Source organism: Xanthomonas campestris pv. phormiicola, assembly GCA_025666215.1.
GTDB lineage: Bacteria > Pseudomonadota > Gammaproteobacteria > Xanthomonadales > Xanthomonadaceae > Xanthomonas_A > Xanthomonas_A campestris_A.
Genome location: CP102593.1, coordinates 825,029 through 844,824, shown reverse-complemented (window position 1 = coordinate 844,824; position 19,796 = coordinate 825,029). Strand labels below are relative to the sequence as shown.

The 19,796-nt window shown below is 62.0% G+C and carries 17 protein-coding genes; 2 read left to right on the top strand and 15 right to left on the bottom strand.

Annotated elements, in window-relative coordinates; translation table 11 throughout:
- Nucleotides 1-26: 26 nt before the first annotated feature.
- From NRY95_03465 to NRY95_03405, 13 genes are all read right to left on the bottom strand, one after another.
- Nucleotides 27-584, bottom strand: a complete 558-nt coding sequence (locus tag NRY95_03465) for a hypothetical protein (protein UYC17042.1) — start codon at nucleotides 582-584, stop codon at nucleotides 27-29.
- Nucleotides 581-3,646 (bottom strand): glycosyltransferase, encoded by a 3,066-nt coding sequence (locus NRY95_03460; GenBank protein ID UYC17041.1) that lies wholly within the window; start codon nucleotides 3,644-3,646, stop codon nucleotides 581-583. Before NRY95_03460 ends, NRY95_03465 begins: the two co-directional genes overlap by 4 nt.
- Nucleotides 3,647-3,880: 234 nt before the next feature.
- Nucleotides 3,881-4,858, bottom strand: coding sequence for a GDP-mannose 4,6-dehydratase (locus NRY95_03455; protein UYC17040.1), 978 nt, complete (start codon nucleotides 4,856-4,858; stop codon nucleotides 3,881-3,883).
- On the bottom strand, nucleotides 4,858-5,817 hold the full coding sequence (locus NRY95_03450; protein UYC17039.1) for a GDP-mannose 4,6-dehydratase: 960 nt from the start codon (nucleotides 5,815-5,817) through the stop codon (nucleotides 4,858-4,860). The genes NRY95_03455 and NRY95_03450 overlap by 1 nt, the downstream gene beginning before the upstream one ends.
- On the bottom strand, nucleotides 5,760-7,181 hold the full coding sequence (locus NRY95_03445; GenBank protein UYC17038.1) for a methyltransferase domain-containing protein: 1,422 nt from the start codon (nucleotides 7,179-7,181) through the stop codon (nucleotides 5,760-5,762). The genes NRY95_03450 and NRY95_03445 overlap by 58 nt, the downstream gene beginning before the upstream one ends.
- 42 nt (nucleotides 7,182-7,223) lie before the next feature.
- The gene (locus tag NRY95_03440) at nucleotides 7,224-8,453 is read right to left on the bottom strand and encodes an ABC transporter ATP-binding protein (protein UYC17037.1); all 1,230 of its coding nucleotides are present in this window, start codon (nucleotides 8,451-8,453) and stop codon (nucleotides 7,224-7,226) included.
- Nucleotides 8,450-9,235 (bottom strand): ABC transporter permease, encoded by a 786-nt coding sequence (locus tag NRY95_03435; protein ID UYC18486.1) that lies wholly within the window; start codon nucleotides 9,233-9,235, stop codon nucleotides 8,450-8,452. The genes NRY95_03440 and NRY95_03435 overlap by 4 nt, the downstream gene beginning before the upstream one ends.
- A gap of 2 nt (nucleotides 9,236-9,237) precedes the next feature.
- Nucleotides 9,238-10,530 carry a glycosyltransferase gene (locus tag NRY95_03430; GenBank protein UYC17036.1) on the bottom strand — a complete coding sequence of 431 codons (1,293 nt, stop codon included), beginning with the start codon at nucleotides 10,528-10,530 and terminating at the stop codon, nucleotides 9,238-9,240.
- A 106-nt stretch (nucleotides 10,531-10,636) separates the two neighbouring features.
- Nucleotides 10,637-11,833: a cystathionine gamma-synthase gene (locus tag NRY95_03425; GenBank protein ID UYC17035.1), complete on the bottom strand. Its 1,197-nt coding sequence runs from the start codon at nucleotides 11,831-11,833 to the stop codon at nucleotides 10,637-10,639.
- 80 nt (nucleotides 11,834-11,913) lie between these two features.
- Nucleotides 11,914-13,284 (bottom strand): pyridoxal-phosphate dependent enzyme, encoded by a 1,371-nt coding sequence (locus NRY95_03420; protein ID UYC17034.1) that lies wholly within the window; start codon nucleotides 13,282-13,284, stop codon nucleotides 11,914-11,916.
- 204 nt (nucleotides 13,285-13,488) lie between these two features.
- Nucleotides 13,489-13,713: a YdcH family protein gene (locus NRY95_03415; GenBank protein ID UYC17033.1), complete on the bottom strand. Its 225-nt coding sequence runs from the start codon at nucleotides 13,711-13,713 to the stop codon at nucleotides 13,489-13,491.
- Between the two features lie 337 nt (nucleotides 13,714-14,050).
- Nucleotides 14,051-14,947 (bottom strand): hypothetical protein, encoded by an 897-nt coding sequence (locus tag NRY95_03410; GenBank protein ID UYC17032.1) that lies wholly within the window; start codon nucleotides 14,945-14,947, stop codon nucleotides 14,051-14,053.
- Nucleotides 14,944-15,336, bottom strand: a complete 393-nt coding sequence (locus tag NRY95_03405; protein UYC17031.1) for a DUF4398 domain-containing protein — start codon at nucleotides 15,334-15,336, stop codon at nucleotides 14,944-14,946. The genes NRY95_03410 and NRY95_03405 overlap by 4 nt, the downstream gene beginning before the upstream one ends.
- A 99-nt stretch (nucleotides 15,337-15,435) precedes the next feature.
- Between NRY95_03405 and NRY95_03400 the strand changes: the two genes are divergently transcribed.
- A complete protein-coding gene (locus NRY95_03400; protein UYC17030.1) occupies nucleotides 15,436-16,581 on the top strand; it encodes a PilT/PilU family type 4a pilus ATPase in 1,146 nt (381 codons plus the stop codon).
- Nucleotides 16,582-16,682: 101 nt separating this feature from the next.
- Here the strand turns inward: NRY95_03400 and NRY95_03395 are convergent, their stop codons facing one another.
- On the bottom strand, nucleotides 16,683-17,456 hold the full coding sequence (locus NRY95_03395; protein ID UYC17029.1) for an SDR family oxidoreductase: 774 nt from the start codon (nucleotides 17,454-17,456) through the stop codon (nucleotides 16,683-16,685).
- A 63-nt stretch (nucleotides 17,457-17,519) separates the two neighbouring features.
- Here NRY95_03395 and NRY95_03390 point away from each other — a divergent pair, with 63 nt between their 5' ends.
- Nucleotides 17,520-17,747, top strand: coding sequence for a hypothetical protein (locus tag NRY95_03390; GenBank protein UYC17028.1), 228 nt, complete (start codon nucleotides 17,520-17,522; stop codon nucleotides 17,745-17,747).
- Between the two features lie 79 nt (nucleotides 17,748-17,826).
- On the opposite strand, the gene sppA is transcribed toward NRY95_03390, so the two are convergent.
- Complete coding sequence (sppA, locus tag NRY95_03385; protein ID UYC17027.1) at nucleotides 17,827-19,725, bottom strand: signal peptide peptidase SppA; 1,899 nt, start codon at nucleotides 19,723-19,725, stop codon at nucleotides 17,827-17,829.
- Nucleotides 19,726-19,796 lie beyond the last annotated feature (71 nt).

Genomic DNA, 19,796 nt, shown 5'->3' with positions numbered 1-19,796 from the left:
TATGCCCAAAGGACCCGAACCGATGTTCAGCGGATCACTAGGCGATTGGCTTCACCGAGTTCGCAACTATGCGCTGCGTCCCCCTCTCCCACCGTCAACGCCAACTGGTAGGTTCCAGCAGGAACCGCATTCAAAAGCATCGACACCGCGATGCCAGGCAGGACTGGCGACACCGACTTGAACTGTTCTGCGTTGCTCACATCATCGCGCACCGTTCGAGACGCCTTGAAGACAAAGGTCCCTGCCCCCCCTTTCAGCACCAGAACTGCTGGCGGCTGCTGCTTATGGTCCGCATCGACAGCCCAACCCGAGAGGCGCGCGGTGTCAGCGGCGACTTGCCAACCGGAACTTGTCCTTTCAGCTCCTTCAACGACATCGGCATAACAGGAAACATGCTCGGAAGGCCTGGCGTCAACCAACCCAGGCGGGACGGAAATCAATGGACGGTCAGCCTCCGTGGCGAACGTCGCTTTGGCCGCCTGCCTCGTGCCGATAGAGATATCAGCACTGGAAGACTGTTGTTGGCCGCTACACGCAGCGATTAGCACGGCAGTTGACGCCGATACCCAGAAACGATTCTTCACCGATCACCTCCAAGAAGTTGTGCGAATAGAGTCATGTGCTTGCTGACCTGCTCGCGAAGGCTGAAGCGCTCGGCCCTCGCAAGCCCTGCAGTGCGCAGGTGTTCGCGCAGGCTCGCATCCTGAGAACTACGCAACAAAGCCTCTTCCATTTCCTTAACATCCAGAGGATCTTGCAGCAAGACCGCGGCATCCGCAGCAATCTCGCCCAGCGAACTGTTGCTTGACGTGACGACTGGCGCCCCGCAAGCCATGGCTTCGATCACCGGCAAGCCGAAGCCTTCATAGAGGGATGGATAAACGAATACAGACGCAAGCGAGTACAGGGAAGGCAGATCAGAGCGCGGCACGTAACCCAATAGTTTCACTTTGCTGCCGGCTGCCGCCATCAGCTTGCGCAGCTCATCGTTGAGCCAGCCGCTTCCGCCGACGACGACAAGCACCTCCTTCCCTTGCCAACGTTGCATTGCACTGAGCAGGGTTTTCAGGTTCTTGCGCGGCTCCAACGAGCCTACGAAGAGGAAGAACTTTTCCGGCAAGCCGTAGCGCTGGCGAACGCTGTGTTGAAAAACCACAGGTGCCGGGTGAAAAATCGATCCGTCGATACCGTTATGGATGGTGGTCACACGACGACCATCAACACCGTAGTGACGCATCAGATCATGACGGGAGCTTTCGGACACAGAGACGAAATGACTGCCGGCATCCACCGCACGCCTGAAGTTGTTCTCGCACAGATCGATGTTCTCGCGCGTATGGAACTGGGGATGCGACAGGAACGTTGTGTCGTGAACCACCATCACGCTAGGGCTATCAATCGTCTTGGGGAACGCATTCGCAGTGCAGTACACCAGATCCATGCCCGGAACATAGCTATCCTCTTTTCCGAACGCCGGCAAGGGACCGCGGTACATCGTCATTCCCGAGCCCGCACGCACCGGGAAAGGCGATTTGGCTGCAGGTTGATAGTCGGGATGCGTAAATCCTCCAAAGCCGGGAAAAAGCAAGAAGTCAAATTCCCTGCCATGTTCGAATTGCCATTCGGACAACCCCTTGACCAAGGTCGCGGCATAACCACCGACGCCCGACACCTCCCCTCCGACAGCTCGACTGCAGTCGATGCCGATGCGTCTGCGCGGAGACGACCAGCGCACCCTCTCGCCAGACTCGACTTGCAGATCAGCCACTCTCCGCGCCATGCGATCGGCACTCTTGTCCAGCGACCAATAGTCGGCCACATCCCGTGCGGCCTGCAGCCCCTTTTCCACTGCCTCCGTGGGATTTTGATAGACATGGCGCAGCAGACTTACCAAATGCTGCTCGTCCGGCAGCGCCCACTCGAAACCAAGATAATAGGGACACTTCGCCTCCGCGGGAATCAATGACACCTGCAATGGATAGCTGTTGTCATCGTCCAGAAAGCACTGCTGCGCGCTCCAATAGCTGGCTATGACGGGGACTCCACATGCCATCGCCTCCAGTATCGGCATACCCCAGCCTTCGCCACGCGTGGGAAGAACGAAACAATTGGCGGAACGATATAATTGCGCCACTTGGTAGTAAGGCGGACTCTCGTTCTCCGAATAGACGATACGGCCACCCTCTGGATCCAGATTGAGCGCTGCCACGATGGCGGAGGGATTCACTCCGGGATCGCGATTCGAGTACTTGCAGATCAGGACTACTGGATCGGTAACGCGAAACGCCCGATTGAACGCGCGTAGCAACGTCTCTGGTGACTTTCGCTCACCCCATTCAAAGATCGAAAGGAACGTGAAAATCTCCGGGATAGGCTCCCCCCTGATTTCCGGATTGAAATAGTTTGTATCAACGAGACCCAACGGCATCACATTGATCGGGACTTTCACGCCCGACCGCTTGAACGTCCACTTGTTGAACTCGCTGGGCACCCAGAGTTCATCCATGAGGTTGCATCCATCAACCCACTCCTTCGGAACCCCGGTAGTTTCAAGCATGGTATAACCGATCTTATAGGCTTCCGTTCGTACCGTAGCAAAAGCATCGGCCTGACCATAGATCAGCCGTGGAACGGACTGGCTCGGAACATTGCGCTGCTTGATGACTTCCAAAGCATAGACACCAGTGCTTCTCTCCCGAGGCTCTTCGACGGGGTAAACCGTGCCTTCGCCATAAAGATATTCATATGAAACTGATACGCCGTTTGCATCAAGGCCAAGCGCGATCTGCCGTGCGGTCATCGCATAGCCGACCGGATTGAAGAAAGTCGAATGCAAATGTAACTTGTGTGGATATCGCGCATCGAGAACCGCCTTCCATTTACCAAGGAAGGTCTCTTGCGACTTCATGAACATGTCGTTGTGATTGACCTTATTGGCAGAGGTCGAACCATGCTCACGATGACGGATGGTGAGCGAACCGCAGTTCATGACCGCGAAACCAGCACGCCTTGCCTTCAGGCAATAATCGGAATCCTCGTAATAGGAAAAGTAGTCTTCATCGAGGAAACCGATCGCATCCATCAGCTCCCGCCGGATATAGACGCAGGCAAATACCACTCCTTCGACCTCGCGATCGTACGGATACTGATTGACATCCTGCTCGCCAGAGCCGAACTGCTGCCCCCAATAAGTACGGTCCGGAATATAGGTACCGGCGTGCTGAAAATCCTCGCCATCGAGACGCTTGATCCTACAGCCGACCACACCCACGTTATCCCTGGAATAGGCGGTACGACGCAGCTTTTCGATCCAGTCTGGATCGTCTATCTCGGTATCGTTGTTCAACAGGATCACATCGCGATCGGGCGCAATGAGCTTTAGCGCAGCATTGTTCCCTTTCACAAAGCCCAGATTGGCATTATTGAAAATAGAGGCAATACCCGGCAACTGTTTTAGGTACTCGACGGTCCCATCTGTACTGCCATTGTCCACGACCACGACTTCGACACAACTAGTGTCCGTATTTGCGAGGACACTAGCCAAGCAGGGCTTGGTGTATTCAAGACCGTTCCAGGTAAGCACGACCACTGACACGCCGCGATCCTGACGATGGCGTATTGCCGAGGTTCCCATGTGATCAGTCATTTCCATTTGCCTTGTAGATTCAGCAATTGCCAGTGTATTAGAATAAATTCAGCCTAGATCATTACCGCTTCCGGGAAAGCAGCCTTTATAACTATGTTGCAATAGCAGTTCGCCCGCATGTCGATGAGAAGCTTACCATCGAGGCCGTTGTCACCTCGGCATCAAACGCGAAAGACATATTGTTCGCCTTCTGGAAAATGCAGATCGCAAAAGGCAATTTAAAAGACAGTCGCTTCATTCCCTTGCCACGCGTCGGAGATCAGCCTCCACCATCATCGAAATCAATTCTTTCAGCGAGGTCTCCGGGCGCCAACCTAGCTTGGCGTTGGCCTTGGCAGCATTGCCAAGCAACACATCAACTTCCGCCGGGCGCATGAAGCGAGGATCGATTTCGACGTAATCGCGGTAATCCAACCCGACATGACTGAAAGCGAGTTCACACATATCGCGCACGGTTGTCGTCACCCCAGTTGCGACGACATAGTCGTCGCCATGCGGTTGTTGAAGCATCAGCCACATTGCTTTGACATAATCGCCGGCAAAGCCCCAATCGCGTTTTGCATCGATGTTTCCGAGCAAGAGCTTTTTGCTCTTGCCCAGCTTGATACGGGCCACACCGTCTGTAACCTTTCGTGTGACAAATTCGATGCCGCGCAGTGGCGATTCGTGATTGAAAAGGATACCGCTGGACGCGTGCATGCCGAAGCTCTCGCGATAGTTAACCGTCGCCCAGTGACCCATCAGCTTGGCCACTCCATATGGGCTGCGCGGATAGAAGGGCGTGGCCTCATCTTGGCGCTCGGCTTGAATCAACCCGAACATCTCACTGGTGGACGCCTGATAAAAGCGTGCTTCGGGGCGGGCGATACGCACCGCTTCAAGCACATTGATGACACCCACGCCATCGACCTGCGCAGTAAGAACGGGCTGCTGCCAGGAACTCCCCACGAAGCTCTGTGCAGCCAGATTGTAGACTTCGTCCGCCAGCGAGTGACGAAGGGCGCGAATTAGTGAGGAAATGTCGGCAACATCTCCATCGATCAACGCAACGTCAGAAGCGATGCCCAATTCGCGCAACCGCCACAAGGTGTCAGTACTGCGACGCGCGAGCAGTCCACTGACGGCATACCCCTTTTCAAGCAACAGCTTTGCGAGATAGGCGCCATCCTGGCCAGTCACCCCGGTGATCAACGCACTCTTTACACTAGTCATTAGTAACTTACCGTCTTCAGTATGTCTTCGAGGGTGGTTTCGATGGAAATGGAAGGAACCCAACCGCAAGCATGAGTTGTCTTGGAAGCATCGGCGACCATCCTACGCTGCTCCGACGCCCGCATCCTGGAAGGGTCCTGCTCGATGCGCACATCCAGCCCTATCAAAGTGATCATTAATTCTAGAAGTTGGCGCGGCGAACGCTCGACTCCCGATGCAACGATGTAGCGGCTACCGGCATCTCCCCTTTCGAGCAAGGCAGCATAGGCGCGCACCACGTCGCGAACATCGGTGAAGTCACGCGTGGTATCGATGTCGCCCACATTCAGGACTGGCTCGCGTTCCCCATTGGCGATCTGCCTGAGTTGCTGAGCGAAAGACGCGACCACGAACCGAGCATCCTGGCGCGGGCCGATGTGATTAAACGGCCTTGCGATCACGAGATTCAGACCGGTACGACGCCATTCCTGTAGGCAATACTCTTCTGCTGCGATCTTACTCGCCGCATAGGGATTCATTGGCCTGGCCGGCGTGGAGCAATCTACCGGCAGATTACGTTCCTCCACACGACCATAGACATCACCGGAACTGACGTAAAGGAAGCGCCCACTGAACCCCCCTAAAGCGAGTGCTTGGACGAGGTTCACGGTACCGACGACATTGACCTCGTAGGTCTCTGCGGGCGACTGGATGGATCGCGGCACGAAGCTCTGACCTGCCAGATGCAGGACATGATCGGGGGCCATTGACGCAATCACCCGCTCAGTCGCCTGGCGATCACGCAAGTCCAGTCCGTCAGGCAACGATAGCAATGTGGCGTCGCCGAAGACACCTGCTTCAATCGCCTCGGCGACATGACCGCCGACGAAACCCCTCAGCCCCGTTACGAGCAATCGGATATTCAATGCGAGGCCACCGGCTTGCGTGCCATCACGGCGTAGTCGAACGATGCCTTCCATGGCGCAACGAGAGCGTTGATGGTATCCGCACCGGGCACAGCCTCGGCGACCCGCTCGATCGGCAGAACCGGGCGCGCATCGAACAGTCGATGGATTCCAGATTCCGAGAAGCCGCGCGACTGCACCATCCAGCGCAGCATCTCCGGCGGCAAGGGATTGCGGTGCGTAGGATCCATATAGAACGACCACTGCGCAACCAGCGCATTCTCCGGATTTGGGGTCTCGACCAAAAAACCGCCACCAGGAACCAGGACGCGCAGTACCTCGTCAAAGATCGCGATCATCACATCGAAGGGGAGATGCTCTGCCAGATGGAACATGCTCACCAAACCGATACTCGCATCTGGCAGGGATCGCAACTTCTCCAAACCGTCCATCAGCTCAACAGACAATCCCGCCTGACGGCAGTCCTGCACGAAAATCGCGTTCATGTCGACGCCGAAGCCGCGGTAACCAGCTTCCTCTACCAACTTGAGCCACTCCCCACGGCCACAGCCGATATCCAGTACCGGCGCGCTTTCAACGCCCGCGCCTATGTTGGCGACAAATTGCAGATAAGGCCGTAAGCGCTCAGCAATATCCTCTTGCGGACCACGAAACTGGGCTTCGAAGTCGGAATATAGCTGGTCCAGACTCTCGCTCACGGCCGAGGCCCGCGCCTTGGACCGAGCGCTCCGCTTTACCTCGGCCCGTTGCGCAGCGAGTTCGCCGGCAAGTTCTCGAATCGACTCTCGCAGAACCTGCACATCTGAAACGCTAGCGTGTGAATCCATCGCCCGCCGAAGCGAATCTATCTGCGTTCCCTGATCGCGCGCCAAGCTGGAAAGATCGCTGCGAAGGAAGAAGAGGGAGCCACCGAGTTGCCCCACATGCGCGTCGATCCGATCCATGAGCTTGGGCTGCCTCACCAAGGCCATGAGGCTGGAAAGAACACTACCCAGAACCGGTAAGCGGCGGAACTTGCGCAGTTTGTACGGAATCAGCAGCCCATCGACATGAACGGAACGCGCCATCCCTTCCGCTGAGAAACGGATGTCACCCAAGATCTCAATCTTGCTCGTGTAACCTGAACGGAGGTCGTTCAGATACATGCGCGCATGCTCATCAGGCTCTCGCATCAACAGCGCCCTGTAGACATGCTCGATGAATTCCACGTCGTCGAACCGTGTCAAGTCGCCGACGACATACTGCTGCTTCTGCTCAAAGCCCAGCGCGGGACGTTCGCACAGTATCGGCGAGGGCGCCTGGATTTGCGACAACTGCCGGCCAGGCTCGTTCGGTGGTCGCGCCCCCGAGGCCACGCCGAGGCGGAATCTGACACGGCGCATGACCTCGGATGCGGAAACAAGACCTTGTTCAGACATTGGAAACTCCTAAAAGAACGATTGGCAACGCAGTCATCAAATTCAGCGCGTTACCAACGTAGCGGTAATGCTCGGCTGCATCCAGTTGCATCCAATGAAATACGGGTGATCCACATTGGCCACAGAGAATACCAGCACCGTATCCTTCCACTGATAATTCCGTCCGAGATGATCCTGCGTATCCGTCAAGGCCACCGAGACGGAATAGGTCCCCGGACCTAGATTCGCAACGAAACGTGCCTCATATGTCACCTTGCTGCCGGACTCCAAGGAGCTGAGCACTTGCTCTGTATGGTACGTATTTGTACCGAAGATCACCTGCCCCAACCGATCGCGCAGCATGTAGCCGAAGACCAGCTGCTCCACAGGCACATTGACGTGTACATTAACGCGCAGCGTCACCATCGCCCCCGACTCGATGTACTCGGTCGGCTTGCCATCCGCATCCAGCAACTGTACATCCTCGATCACCGCCTCTTGCGTGCCCGACTCCACACGGGCCGGCCCACTACCATCGGCCTCTACCGCAATCACTCCCTTCTCCTTCATCGCAATCAGCGCGTTGTAGTAGTCGATGACCCGCTTCGGATCCGAATCCAGCACGACCTTGCCGCCCTCGATCAGGATCGCACGATCACACAACGCCTGCACCGCGCCTGGATCATGGGAAACGAACAGAAGGCTAGTGCCGTTCTCGCGATAGTCCCTGATACGGTCGAAGCACTTGTGGACAAAGTAAGCGTCACCAACGGAAAGCGCCTCGTCAACGATCAATAGATCCGGCTTGAACGCGGTTGCCACACTGAACGCCACCCGCATCTGCATGCCGCTGGAATAAGTGCGCACCGGAGCGTCGAAATAGTCACCGATCTCCGCAAAGTCTTCAATCTCGTCGATGACGCCCTCGATGGCTGCTTGCGAGTGGCCCATCAGGCCCGCCGCATGGAAGACGTTCTGGCGACCTGTCAGATCCGGGTTGAAGCCCATACCGAGCTCAAGAATTGCTGCAACGCTACCGGTCTGGGTGATCTTGCCGATGGTTGGCCGCGATGTCCCAGTGATGAGCTTGAGCAGCGTGCTTTTGCCAGCGCCGTTCTGCCCGACGATACCGACGCTCTCGCCAGGCCTGACAGAGAAGGTGACACCGCGCAGGACCCAATGCTCTTCGGACGGCTTCAATGGAAGACCAAACCATGAGAGGACGCGCAGAAACTCGCTGTGCCAGCGCACGAAACGCTTGCCGACCCCCTCAACTACAAGTCGCGGACTCATAGTGCATCCACCATTTCAGCGCTCGAGCGACGGAATGCCAGCATCGCAAGCACAGAAACCACTAGCGCCCCGATCAGCAGACGCCCCAGCACAGGCCACAGCGGGGGAGTGCCGTATACCAGGATCGCCTGATAGCTGGTGACAAGGCCATAAAGAGGATTCAGACCGAACCAATTTTGGAATTGCTGAGGTAGAGCGTTGAGATTGTAAACGATCGGCGTAAGCCAGAACAGAGCATTGAGCACGACCGGAACAACCTGCCCTATGTCACGCATGAACACATTGAGAACCCCCAGAAAGATGCCAATTCCCATGGCCAAGATCAGGGTCAATAGCATCAGCACGGGCAACCATATGATTTGACCTCCGGGAAAGTGCCCTAGAACCGCGAAGACACAGAAAATCGCAACCGCCAGCAACAGATTGTTCACTAAGGCGGTACCTGCCGCGATGATTGGCAAGCAAATGCGCGGGAAAGCGATCTTGCGCATCAGATTCCCGTTATCCACGAACAGTGTCAGGCACTTGCCAACCGTTTCGGAGAACAACGTCCAGAAAAGCATTCCGGCGAGCAGGTAGAGCGCGTATCCATACTTGCTGGTAACACCCTGCAGCTTTGCCGACAACACCTCGGAGAGGATGACCGCATAAATCAACACCTGCATCAGGGGGTGAATGATCATCCAGACTCCGCCCAACTTGCTACGCACAAAACGTGCCTTCAGCTCGTTTTTTATGGACGTGAAAATAAAATACCGGTAAGCCCAAATCGACTGCAACATATTCACCACATAGCTCCTGGATAAGGAAACGCCCCATCTTCATCTTTCTTCGTTATCCGATGCAGGCACTCGGCCAGTACAGCGGCGCTACGATCCACAGACAGAACGGAGTGTACGTGGGTAGAAGCGACGGCCCCAAGCGCCGCCGCCGCCGTCCGATCATCGGCCAAACGTCGCATAAGCGCTGCGGCATGTTCGATATCAGGCTCAGCCCAGTGCTGTCCGTCAGCGAACGGATAAGCATCAGCTGGCACCGGGACCAACTGATAATCGACCAACAAAGCATCGTCACCGGCCATGAATTCCAGATTGCCAGACCACCTCGTCGCGATTACCGGCTTGCCCAGACTCATGCATTCGGCCAGCCCCAAACCCAACCCTTCGGCTCGATGAAGCGACACATAGGCATCGCAGCAGGCTTGGAGCGCGTGAACATGGGCAACCGGCAGCACATCGTCGCGGATGAAGATGCGCGAATCTTCGCTGGCGAGCGCCACAAGATGAGCCAGGCCAGCCGCATTAAGATGGCCGCCGCTAGATTTGACAAGCAGCGCAACATCTTTCCGCTCAGGGGGAAACGCCCGTTGGAATGCAGCAATCGCAGCGGCGGGATTCTTGCGTTGAATCGATGAATTGAAATCGAATGACACAAGGAATAGGAATGGCTCGACAGGAAGACCGAAGTCGGATCGCCGCAACGCGCTAGGGCGAGGCCGGAACAATGGGTACGGGATTTTCGTCACCGGTTTGTCAGTTCGCTGACGAAATGCATGGGCGATGTATTCGCTCGCAACCAGGATTTCATCTACCCCATCTATCACGGCCGACCAAGCCTCAGGCACAAGCGGCAGCTCCCAGAACCAAAAGGCCAGGAGATTCTGCCGCACACCAGCCCTAGGAACGGGTTGCTGCAGCGCCCTGCCGAAGTTGTCGGGATTGACGAATACCACGTCAATTGCATGCTGCAACGGTCGCTGCTCCAGAAAAGCCTGCAATCGCTGGTCTTTGCGCGAATGCAGCGTCTGAAGATCGACATCGACAAGAGACAGCGGAATACCCGATAGCATCGCCGCACGAGCATAAGCGCGCGCCACTTCACCCAAGCCAAACTCGCCGCGCAGGTATCCAAACAAGTTGAAGCCTGGCAGTGCCTGACTCGCACCTCGCTCCCATACGAACTCGTCTTCCACCAGCCGCCACGCTGGCGTACGCGCAAATTGGAATCGACTGGAAAAGCAACGAGCACGCTGAGCCGAAAGATAAGTGCGAAGCCGCGGCGGCAGCATGCGCAGCATGCCCCCCATCATTCCTGACGCCCCTATCGGGTCGCGCAGAATCACGATTTTCCGCCAGCGCCTTCCGACGACCGGGGGCTGACCCAGCCAATGACAAAACGTACAGTCATTGTCCAGCCGCCTCTAGCGCGCATCCTAAGTCACTGCGCAAATCCCCCACATCCTCCACCCCAACGCTCAACCGCACCAGCGCATCGCTGATGCCGAGCTTGGCGCGCCGTTCCACCGGCACCGAGGCATGGGTCATCACTGCCGGGTGGTTGACCAGGCTTTCCACGCCGCCCAGCGATTCGGCCAGGGTGAACAGTTCGGTGCGTTCGCAGAAACGCTTGGCAGCGTCAAAGCCGCCCTTGAGCACGATCGAGACGATGCCGCCGAAGCCGGACATCTGCCGCTGCGCCAGGGCGTGCTGCGGATGCGCCGCCAGGCCGGGGTAGATCACCTTGTCGATCGCCGGATGGGTGTCCAGCCACTGCGCCAGCTGCAGCGCATTGGCGCAATGCGCGCGCATGCGCAGCGGCAGGGTCTTGAGCCCGCGCAGCGCCAGGAAGCTGTCGAACGGGCCCTGCACGCCGCCCACCGAGTTCTGCAGGAACGCCAGTTGCTCGGCCAGCTCGGCGTTGGCGCCGACCACAGCGATGCCGCCGACCATGTCGGAGTGGCCGTTGAGGTACTTGGTCGCCGAGTGCACGACGATGTCGGCGCCCAGTTCCAGCGGACGCTGCAGCATCGGCGAGGCGAAGGTGTTGTCCACCACCACCAGCAGGCCATGCTTGCGCGCGATCGCGGCGATCGCGGCGATATCGACGATCTTCAGCATCGGGTTGGTCGGGGTCTCGACCCATACCATCCTGGTCTTGGGCCCGATCGCCGCTTCGAATGCGGCCGGATCGGTCAGGTCGACGAAGCTGAAGTCGAGGGCGGCGCTGCGGCGGCGCACGCGCTCGAACAGGCGGTAGCTGCCGCCGTACAGGTCGTCCATCGCCACCACGTGGCTGCCGCTGTCCAGCAGCTCCATCACCGTGGAGGTGGCGGCCATGCCCGAGGCGAAGGCGAATCCGCGGGTGCCGCCTTCCAGCGCGGCCACGCAGCGCTCGTAGGCGAAACGGGTCGGATTGTGGGTACGCGAGTACTCGAAGCCCTGGTGTTCGCCGGGGCTGGACTGGGCGTAGGTGGAGGTCGCATAGATCGGCGGCATCACCGCGCCCGTGGACGGGTCCGGATGCTGGCCGCCATGGATCGCCAGGGTCGCCAGCGACAGCGCAGGGCCGTCGCCATTGGGTTTGGACGTGTGGTCCGTCATGAGGGGTTCCCGGAGAAGGGGCGTGATTCTAGCAGCGAGGTCTGAACGGCCCCATGCATCGGGCCGTTCATGCAGGACCGTCACTGCACACGGCGGCGCAGGTAGTTGAGCAGGTCGATGCGGGTGATCAGGCCGAGGAAGGCGCCATCGTTCATGACGATGGCGACCTGGCCGCGGTCGAACACCGGCAGCAGCGCTTCGATCGGCGATTTCACGTCGAGCCGGTCGAGCTTGCTGACCATGGCCGTGGAGACCGGGTCGCGAAACCGTGCCTCGTCGCCATAAACGTGCAACAAGACGTCGCTTTCGTCGACGATGCCGACCAGTTGATCGCCATCCATCACCGGCAGCTGCGACACGTCGTACAGCTTCATGCGCTGGTAGGCGGTGGTCAGCAGGTCGTTGGGGCCGACCACCACGGTGTCGCGCTGGCTGTACGGGCGCAGGATCAGGTCGCGCAGGTCGCCGTGCTGCGGGCGCTCCAGGAAGCCGTTGTCCAGCATCCAGTAGTCGTTGTACATCTTCGACAGGTACTTGTTGCCGGTGTCACAGACGAACACCAGCACGCGCTTGGGCTCGGTCTGCGCGCGGCAGTACTTGAGCGCGGCGGCCAGCAGGGTGCCGGTCGAGGAGCCGCCGAGGATGCCCTCCTTGGCCAGCAGTTCGCGCGCGGTATGGAAGCTCTCGGCGTCGCTGATCGAATAGGCTTTCTTGACCCGCGAGAAATCGGAGATGTCGGGCAGGAAGTCCTCGCCGATGCCCTCCACCAGCCAGCTGCCGGACTTCTCGCTGACCGTGCCCTGCTCGATGTACTCGGTCAGGATCGAACCGACCGGGTCGGCCAGCACCAGTTCGGTGTGCGGCGAGGCGGCGGCGAACGCGCGCGACAGCCCGGTCATGGTGCCGGAGCTGCCGCAGCCGAACACGATCGCGTCCAGCTTGCCGTCCATCTGCCGCAGGATCTCCGGCCCGGTGCCGAACTCGTGCGCGGCCGGGTTGTCGGGGTTGCCGAACTGGTTGACGAAGTAGGCCCCGGGCGTCTCGGCGGCGAGGCGCGCGGCCAGGTCCTGGTAGTACTCGGGATGGCCCTTGGCCACGTCCGAGCGGGTCAGCACCACCTCGGCGCCCATCGCCTTGAGGTTGAAGATCTTCTCCCGGCTCATCTTGTCCGGCACCACCAGGATCAGCTTGTAGCCCTTCTGCTGGGCGACCAGGGCCAGACCGATGCCGGTATTGCCGGCGGTGCCCTCGACCAGTACCGCGCCGGGCTTCAGCTCGCCGCGGCGCTCGGCCGCCTCGATCATCGACAGGCCGATGCGGTCCTTGATCGAGCCGCCGGGATTGGCGCTTTCCAGCTTCAGGTACAGCTCGCACACGCCAGTGTCGAGCTTGCTGGCCTTGACGATCGGGGTGTCGCCGATCAGGTCGAGTACGGAAGAGTGAATGGCCATCGCGTCCGGATGCATCGCGCCGTCATAGCGGCTGGACCGGTCATTATCCGCGGTATGCGCCGGAATGTCAGACAAAGCGCGGAACCAGCACGAAAAAAGCCGCGATCGCGGCTTCGGGGAGGGAGATGACGCGGACGGTGGCAAGCCGACGAGGAGGCCGGCCACCGCCCGCGACAATTGAACGCTTGTCGTGGGAGAGCAGGATCAGTGAGGCTTCTGTTGCTCGTCGTAGAGCCGCAACAGCTTTTCCTTGGCCGCGAGCTTTTCGCGCTTCATCTGCGACAGGGTGAGATCGTCGATCGGCAGCACGCCGAGCTCGGCGTCCATGCACTTCTTGTCCAGGGTCTTGTGGCGTTGGTAGAGCTGCTTGAACTCGGGATCGGACTTGATCAGCGCGTCGATTTCGGTCTGCGGTTGCCCTTCGAACATGGAATAGCCTCCTTCAGCTGGAAACAAGAACGCCCCGGCCGGAACGGCACGGGGCGTTGCCTGGGAGCGGAGTCGCGCGGGTCGCCAGCCACTCCACCGCAACGCCCGGGCCTGCCGCCCTTGGAACGTCTCGCTGCGGTACGTGCCACTGCTTCATCGGCCCGGGGTCTCCGTGGAACCAGACGACGGTGTGTCGCCTGGGAGTTCGACCCTACGCCTCCCCACCAGTTCCGGCAAGAGCAGCAGCGCGCGCTTTCCGCATTCAGTTGCTTGCGGCTCAGGCCCAGAGAAAAACCGCGTTAAACGGGCTCCAGGCCCGGTAACGGCCAGCCCCCGCTCAGGGCGCGATCACCACCTCGGCGGCACGCGCCTTGGTCGCCGGCGCCTTCTTGCCCACCGCCTGCAAGCGGCTCGCGGCGACGCCGCCGCCGACCAGCGCATAGCGCAGCGCGTCGGCACGCTTCTGCGCCACGCCGGCATCGGCGTCGTAGGCCTCGATCCGCACCCGGCCCTTGGCGCCGATCTGCAGATACTGCGCCAGCGCCTTGGCCTGGCCGGCGGCATCGGCCGACAGCGCCGCCTTGCCTGCCGCGAAGGCGCTGCCGGTGACGGTGAAGACCTCTCCGCGCGGCTCGAAGCGCGACGCCGGCAGCTTGGCCCCGGCGACCAGCTCGGCCTCCTCGCGCGCCAGCTTGGCCGACTTCTGCTGCGCGGCGCTGAGCTTGGCGGTCTGCTGCCCGGCCACATTGGTCAGCGCCTGCTCGGCGTCCTGCCGCGCCTGCTGTTCGGCCTCGGCGGCCTGGCGCAGGCTTTCGGCCTCTTCGGCCTGGATCTGCGCCTGCACCCGCAGCCGCTCGGCTTCCTGGCGCGCGCGCGCGGCCTCGCGGCGGCTGGCCTCGACCAGCAGGTCGCTGCGGGTCTTCTCCAACTGGTCGACCTGGCGCCGCGCCAAGGCCGCGCGCATGGCGGTCTCGGCGATCTCGACGCGGCGCTCGGCGAGATAGCGCGCCTCGTCCTGCTCCTTGCGCTTGGCCGCAGCGAACGCGGCGACCGCCTGCTGCGCCTGCAGCCGCTCGTAGGCGGCCAGGTCGGCGCTCAGCGGATCGGCCTGCAGCGCGACCAAGCGCTGGTTCAGGACCGCCAGCTCCGGATCGTCGGCGGCGAACGCGGCCAGCGGCGCGACCAGCAACAGCAGCGCGGCCAGGCGGCCGGCCATGCCCAGGCGGCGGCTCATGGACGGCCCTCCCCGGTGTTCAAGCTGCGCTCCAGCTCGGCCACCTCGGCCTTGCGTTGCTTGAGTTGCGCGTTCGCCACCGCCTCCTCGCTGCGCACCCGCGCCAGGTCGGCATCGGCCGCCACGCGCAGCGCCAGCTGCGGCGCGGTCTTGCGTTGGCGGCGGTCCAGCGCCGCCTGCTGCGCCTGTTCCAGGCCCTGGCGGGCGGTGGCGATCAGGTCCGGGGCGTATTGGTCGGCATCGGCCTGGATCGCGCGCTGCACCGCCTGCTGCGCGGTCTGCAGTTCCGGCGAGGCGACCTGGGCAAAGGCGACAGGCGAGGCAAACAGCGCCAATGCGCACGCCATCACATACTGCGGGCAACGGATTTGTGCGAAGCTAGTTTTCATCAAGGGGGGCCGTAGGCGGAGACGTCGAGCGCGGCCATTGTCGGAAGCCTGTGGCGCGCTTGCAACGGGCGGCCGCAGATTGTTGGGGAACCATTGCGCATGGATATCGGCTACTTCCTGAAGCTGATGACCGAAAAGAACGCCTCGGACATGTTCCTGACCACGGGAGCACCGGTCTATATCAAGATCGAAGGCAAGCTGTACCCGCTCGGCGCCACCGGCCTGCCGCCAGGGATGGTCAAGAAGATCGCCTATTCGCTGATGGACGAGGGCCAGGTGCCGCAGTTCGAGCGCGAGCTGGAGCTGAACATGGCCATCGCGCTGCAGGACGCCGGGCGCTTCCGGGTCAACGTGTTCAAGCAGCGCGGCGAGGTCGGCATGGTGATCCGCGCGATCCGCAGCAAGATTCCCAGCATCGAGGAGCTGCACCTGCCGCAGGTGCTGAAGGACGTGATCATGACCCCGCGCGGGCTGGTCCTGGTGGTCGGCTCCACCGGCTCCGGCAAGTCCACCTCGCTGGCGTCGATGATCGACCACCGCAACAGCACCACCACCGGGCACATCCTCACCATCGAGGACCCGATCGAATACCTGCACAAGCACAAGATGTCGATCGTCAACCAGCGCGAGGTCGGCCTGGACACCCACGCCTTCCACAACGCGCTGAAGAACGCGATGCGCGAGGCGCCGGACGTGATCCTGATCGGCGAGATCCTGGACGCGACGACGATGGAGGCGGCGATCGCCTTCGCCGAGACCGGCCACCTGTGCCTGGCCACGCTGCACTCCAACAACGCCGACCAGACCATCGAGCGCATCCTCAACTTCTTCCCGGAAAGCGCGCACAAGAACGTGCTGATGAACCTGGCGCTGAACCTGCGCGCGGTGGTCTCGCAACGCCTGGTCAAGGACAGGAACGAGCGCCGCCGCCCGGCCACCGAGGTGCTGCTGAACACGCCGATGATCCGCGACCTGCTGCGCCGCGGCCAGGTCCACGAGATCAAGCAGGCGATGGAGGAATCGCTGGAGGAAGGCATGGAAACCTTCGACCAGTGCCTGTTCCGGATGGTCAAGCAGGGCCAGATCGAGCAGGAGGAAGCGCTGCGCGCGGCCGACTCGCGCGACGGCCTGGCGCTGAAGTTCCGCCTGTCCGAGGGCTCCAGCGGCGAACACGACCCCTACGCCGACTACGACGCCGGCGGCAGCGGCGCCAGTTCGCCGCGGATCACCCACGGCTTCGGTTGAGGGCGCACGCCGCGTCGCTTGTGTAGATGCCGGCTTCAGCCGCGGCCGGGAGAGACCAGGGCCAGACGCCGCTGCCGCGCTGCGCAGGCAGGGCCGTTACCCTAAAACCCGTAACGCAAGAACCCGCCGTCCACCGCGATGCATTCGCCGGTGATGTAGCTGGCCGCCGGCAGGCACAGGAAACCGACCGCGGCCGCCACTTCCTCCGGCTCGCCGATCCGGCGCATCGGCGTGCGCTCGATCACCTGCTCGTAGTAGTCCGGATCCGACAACGGCCCGGAGGTGCGGCGGGTGCGGATGTACCACGGCGCCACCGCATTGACCCGGATCCCGTCCTCGGCCCATTCGGCGGCGAGGTTGCGGGTCAGCTGGTGCAGCGCGGCCTTGGTCATGCCGTAGGGCGCGCCGCTGCGCACATGGGTCAGCCCGGACACGCTGCCGACGTTGACGATCGCCGCGGCCGCGTGTCGCGCCAGCAGCGGATGCGCATAGCGCGACAGTTCGAACGCCGAAAACAGGTTGGTCTCGAAGATGCCGCGCCACTCGTCTTCGGTGTAGTCCACCGCGGCCTTGCTCAGGTTGCCGCCGGCGTTGTTGATCAACAGGTGCAGGCCGTCGGCATGGTCCTCGACCCAGTCCAGGATCTCGCGGCGGTCCTCGTCGTCGGCCACGTCCGCGGCCAGCGCCAGGATGCGGCGCTCCGGGTGGGCATCGGCCAGTTCGTCGCGCGCCGCTTCCAGCGCATCGATGTCGCGCGCCACCAGCAGCAGCTCGGCGCCGAAGCCGAGCAGTTCGCGCGCGATCGCCAGGCCGATGCCGGCGCTGGCGCCGGTGATCAATGCGGTCTGTCCGTCCAGCCGCCAACGTTGCTGCATCGCCTTGCCTGTCTGCACCGGGGTGGACGTAGGATAACGCCCACGCTCAACGAGGTCGCTGCCATGACCGGTTCACTGCGCTTGATGACGTTGGGACTGTCGCTGCTGGCCGCGTTGGCCGCCTGCAAGCCGGCGCCGCCGAAGCCGCCGGACAAGCCGCCCGAACCGCAGGCCGGCGCGTTGCGCGCGGCGATCGCGCAGCCACTGGACCGCGCCAGGCAGGCGGCGGCCGGCACCGGGCAGGCCGCGGCCGCGCAGAACGCGGCGATCGACGCCGCCACCGGGCAATGAAAAACGCCGGCATCGGCCGGCGTTCGTCGTTGCTTGCAGCGCGCCCGCCAGTGGCGGACGCGCCTGCATCAGGCCTGCATCAGAAGCCGCAGAAGCAATAGGCCAGCGCCTTGACCGGCGTCCCGTCGCGCTTGTCGGTCGCGTCCTGCACGAAGCGCAGCTGGGTATCCAGCTCGGGCATGCTGCGCGCGAGCACAGCGTGCGCCAGTGCCGAGTCGCCCAGCATCCACGCGCCCATGCGACTGCCGGCGAAGCCGCTGACGAACTGCGCGAACGGCGTGGCCGGCTTCTCGATGTAGCGCACGCGGTACTTGTCGCGGTCGCCCAGCTTGGCCCGCGCGGCGGCATCGGCCACCGCGTCCTTGAAGCCGCCGAACGCGTCCACCAGGCCGCGTTCCTTCGCCTGCGCACCACTCCACACGCGGCCGCGCGCGACCTGGTCGATCGCCTCCACCGGCTTGCCGCGCGCCTGCGCGACCTTGCCGGTGAAGTCGGCGTAGCCCTTGTTGATCACCGACTGGATCACCTGCCCCACCACCGGGTCCATCGGCCGGGTGACGTCGAACGCGCCGGCGAACCGGGTGGTGCCGACGCCGTCGGTATGCACGCCGATCTTGTCCAGGCTGCGGGTCAGGTTGGGGATCATGCCGAAGATGCCGATCGAGCCGGTGATCGTCGAGGGATCGGCGTAGATGCGATCGGCGTTCATGCTGATCCAGTAGCCGCCGGACGCGGCCAGGTCGCCCATCGACACCACCACCGGCTTGCCGGCCGCCTTCAGCGCCACCACCTCGCGGCGGATCTGCTCGGAGGCGAACACTTCGCCGCCGGGCGAATCCACCCGCAGCACCACCGCCTTGACCGCCTCGTCGTCGCGCGCCTCGCGCAGCAGCGCCGCGGTCGACTCGCCGCCGATGCGCCCGGCCGGCTGCTCGCCGCCGCTGATCTCGCCCGCGGCGACCACCACCGCCACCTGCGGCCGCGAATCCACCGGCGAACGGCGCAGGTCCAGCTGCTGCAGGTAGGCATCCAGGTTGACGTTGCGGAAACCGCTGTCGGCGTCGTCGTCGGCGACGCCGCGCTTGGTCAGCAGCTCCTCGACCTCCTCGCGGGTCTTCAGGCCGTCCACCAGCTTCTGCTGCAGCGCGAACTTGGCCATGTCGCCGCCGGCCGCGGCGATGCCTTCGGGCATCGTGTCGATGCCGGCGGAGATCTGCTCGGGCGCCAGCTTGCGCGCCTTGGCGATGTCGGCCACGTAGCGCTGCCACACGTCGTTCATCCAGAACAGGTCGGCTTCCTTCGACGCCGGCGAGGCCGCGTCGAGCACGTACGGCTCGGCCGCGGACTTGAACTCGCCGACCTTGAACAGGTGCACGTCCACGCCGAGCTTGTCCTGCAGGCCTTCGCGGAAATACTGGCGATAGCGGCCCAGGCCTTCCAGCACCACCGAGCCCATCGGGTCCAGGTAGACCTCGTTGGCCTGCGCGGCCAGCAGGTACTGGGCCTGGCTCAGGCTGTCGCTGTAGGCCACGACCTGCTTGCCGGACGAGCGCAGGTCCTGCAGCGCCGCGACCACTTCGCGCATCGAGGCGAAGCCGCTGGGCTGCAGCTTGTCCAGGCGCAGCGCCACGCGCTCGATCTTCGGATCGGTCTTGGCCGCTTCCAGCGCGCGGATCAGGTCGCGCAACTGGATCTCCTCGGCGCCCTTGTCGCCCATCGCCTTGGTCAGCGCGCGGCTGACCGGATCGGCGCTGAACTGCTCGACCAGGGTGCCCTCCGGCGCGATCAGCAGCGTGGTGCGGTCGCGCAGCGTCTTGGCGCCGTCGCCGCGCGCCATCGCGAACACGATCGCCAGCAGGAGCAGCAGCAGGAAGCCGAAGAACACCAGGTTCAGGATCAGCCGGCGGGTGAAGTTCATCACATCCCATAGGCCAACGAAGAAGCTGGCGATGGGGCTGCGACGCACGGGTTGGTTCATGGAAAACTCCGGAAGGAAGGCGTCTTGCGCGCGTGCAGCATACCGGCTGTGCCGGCGCCGCACATGCGCCT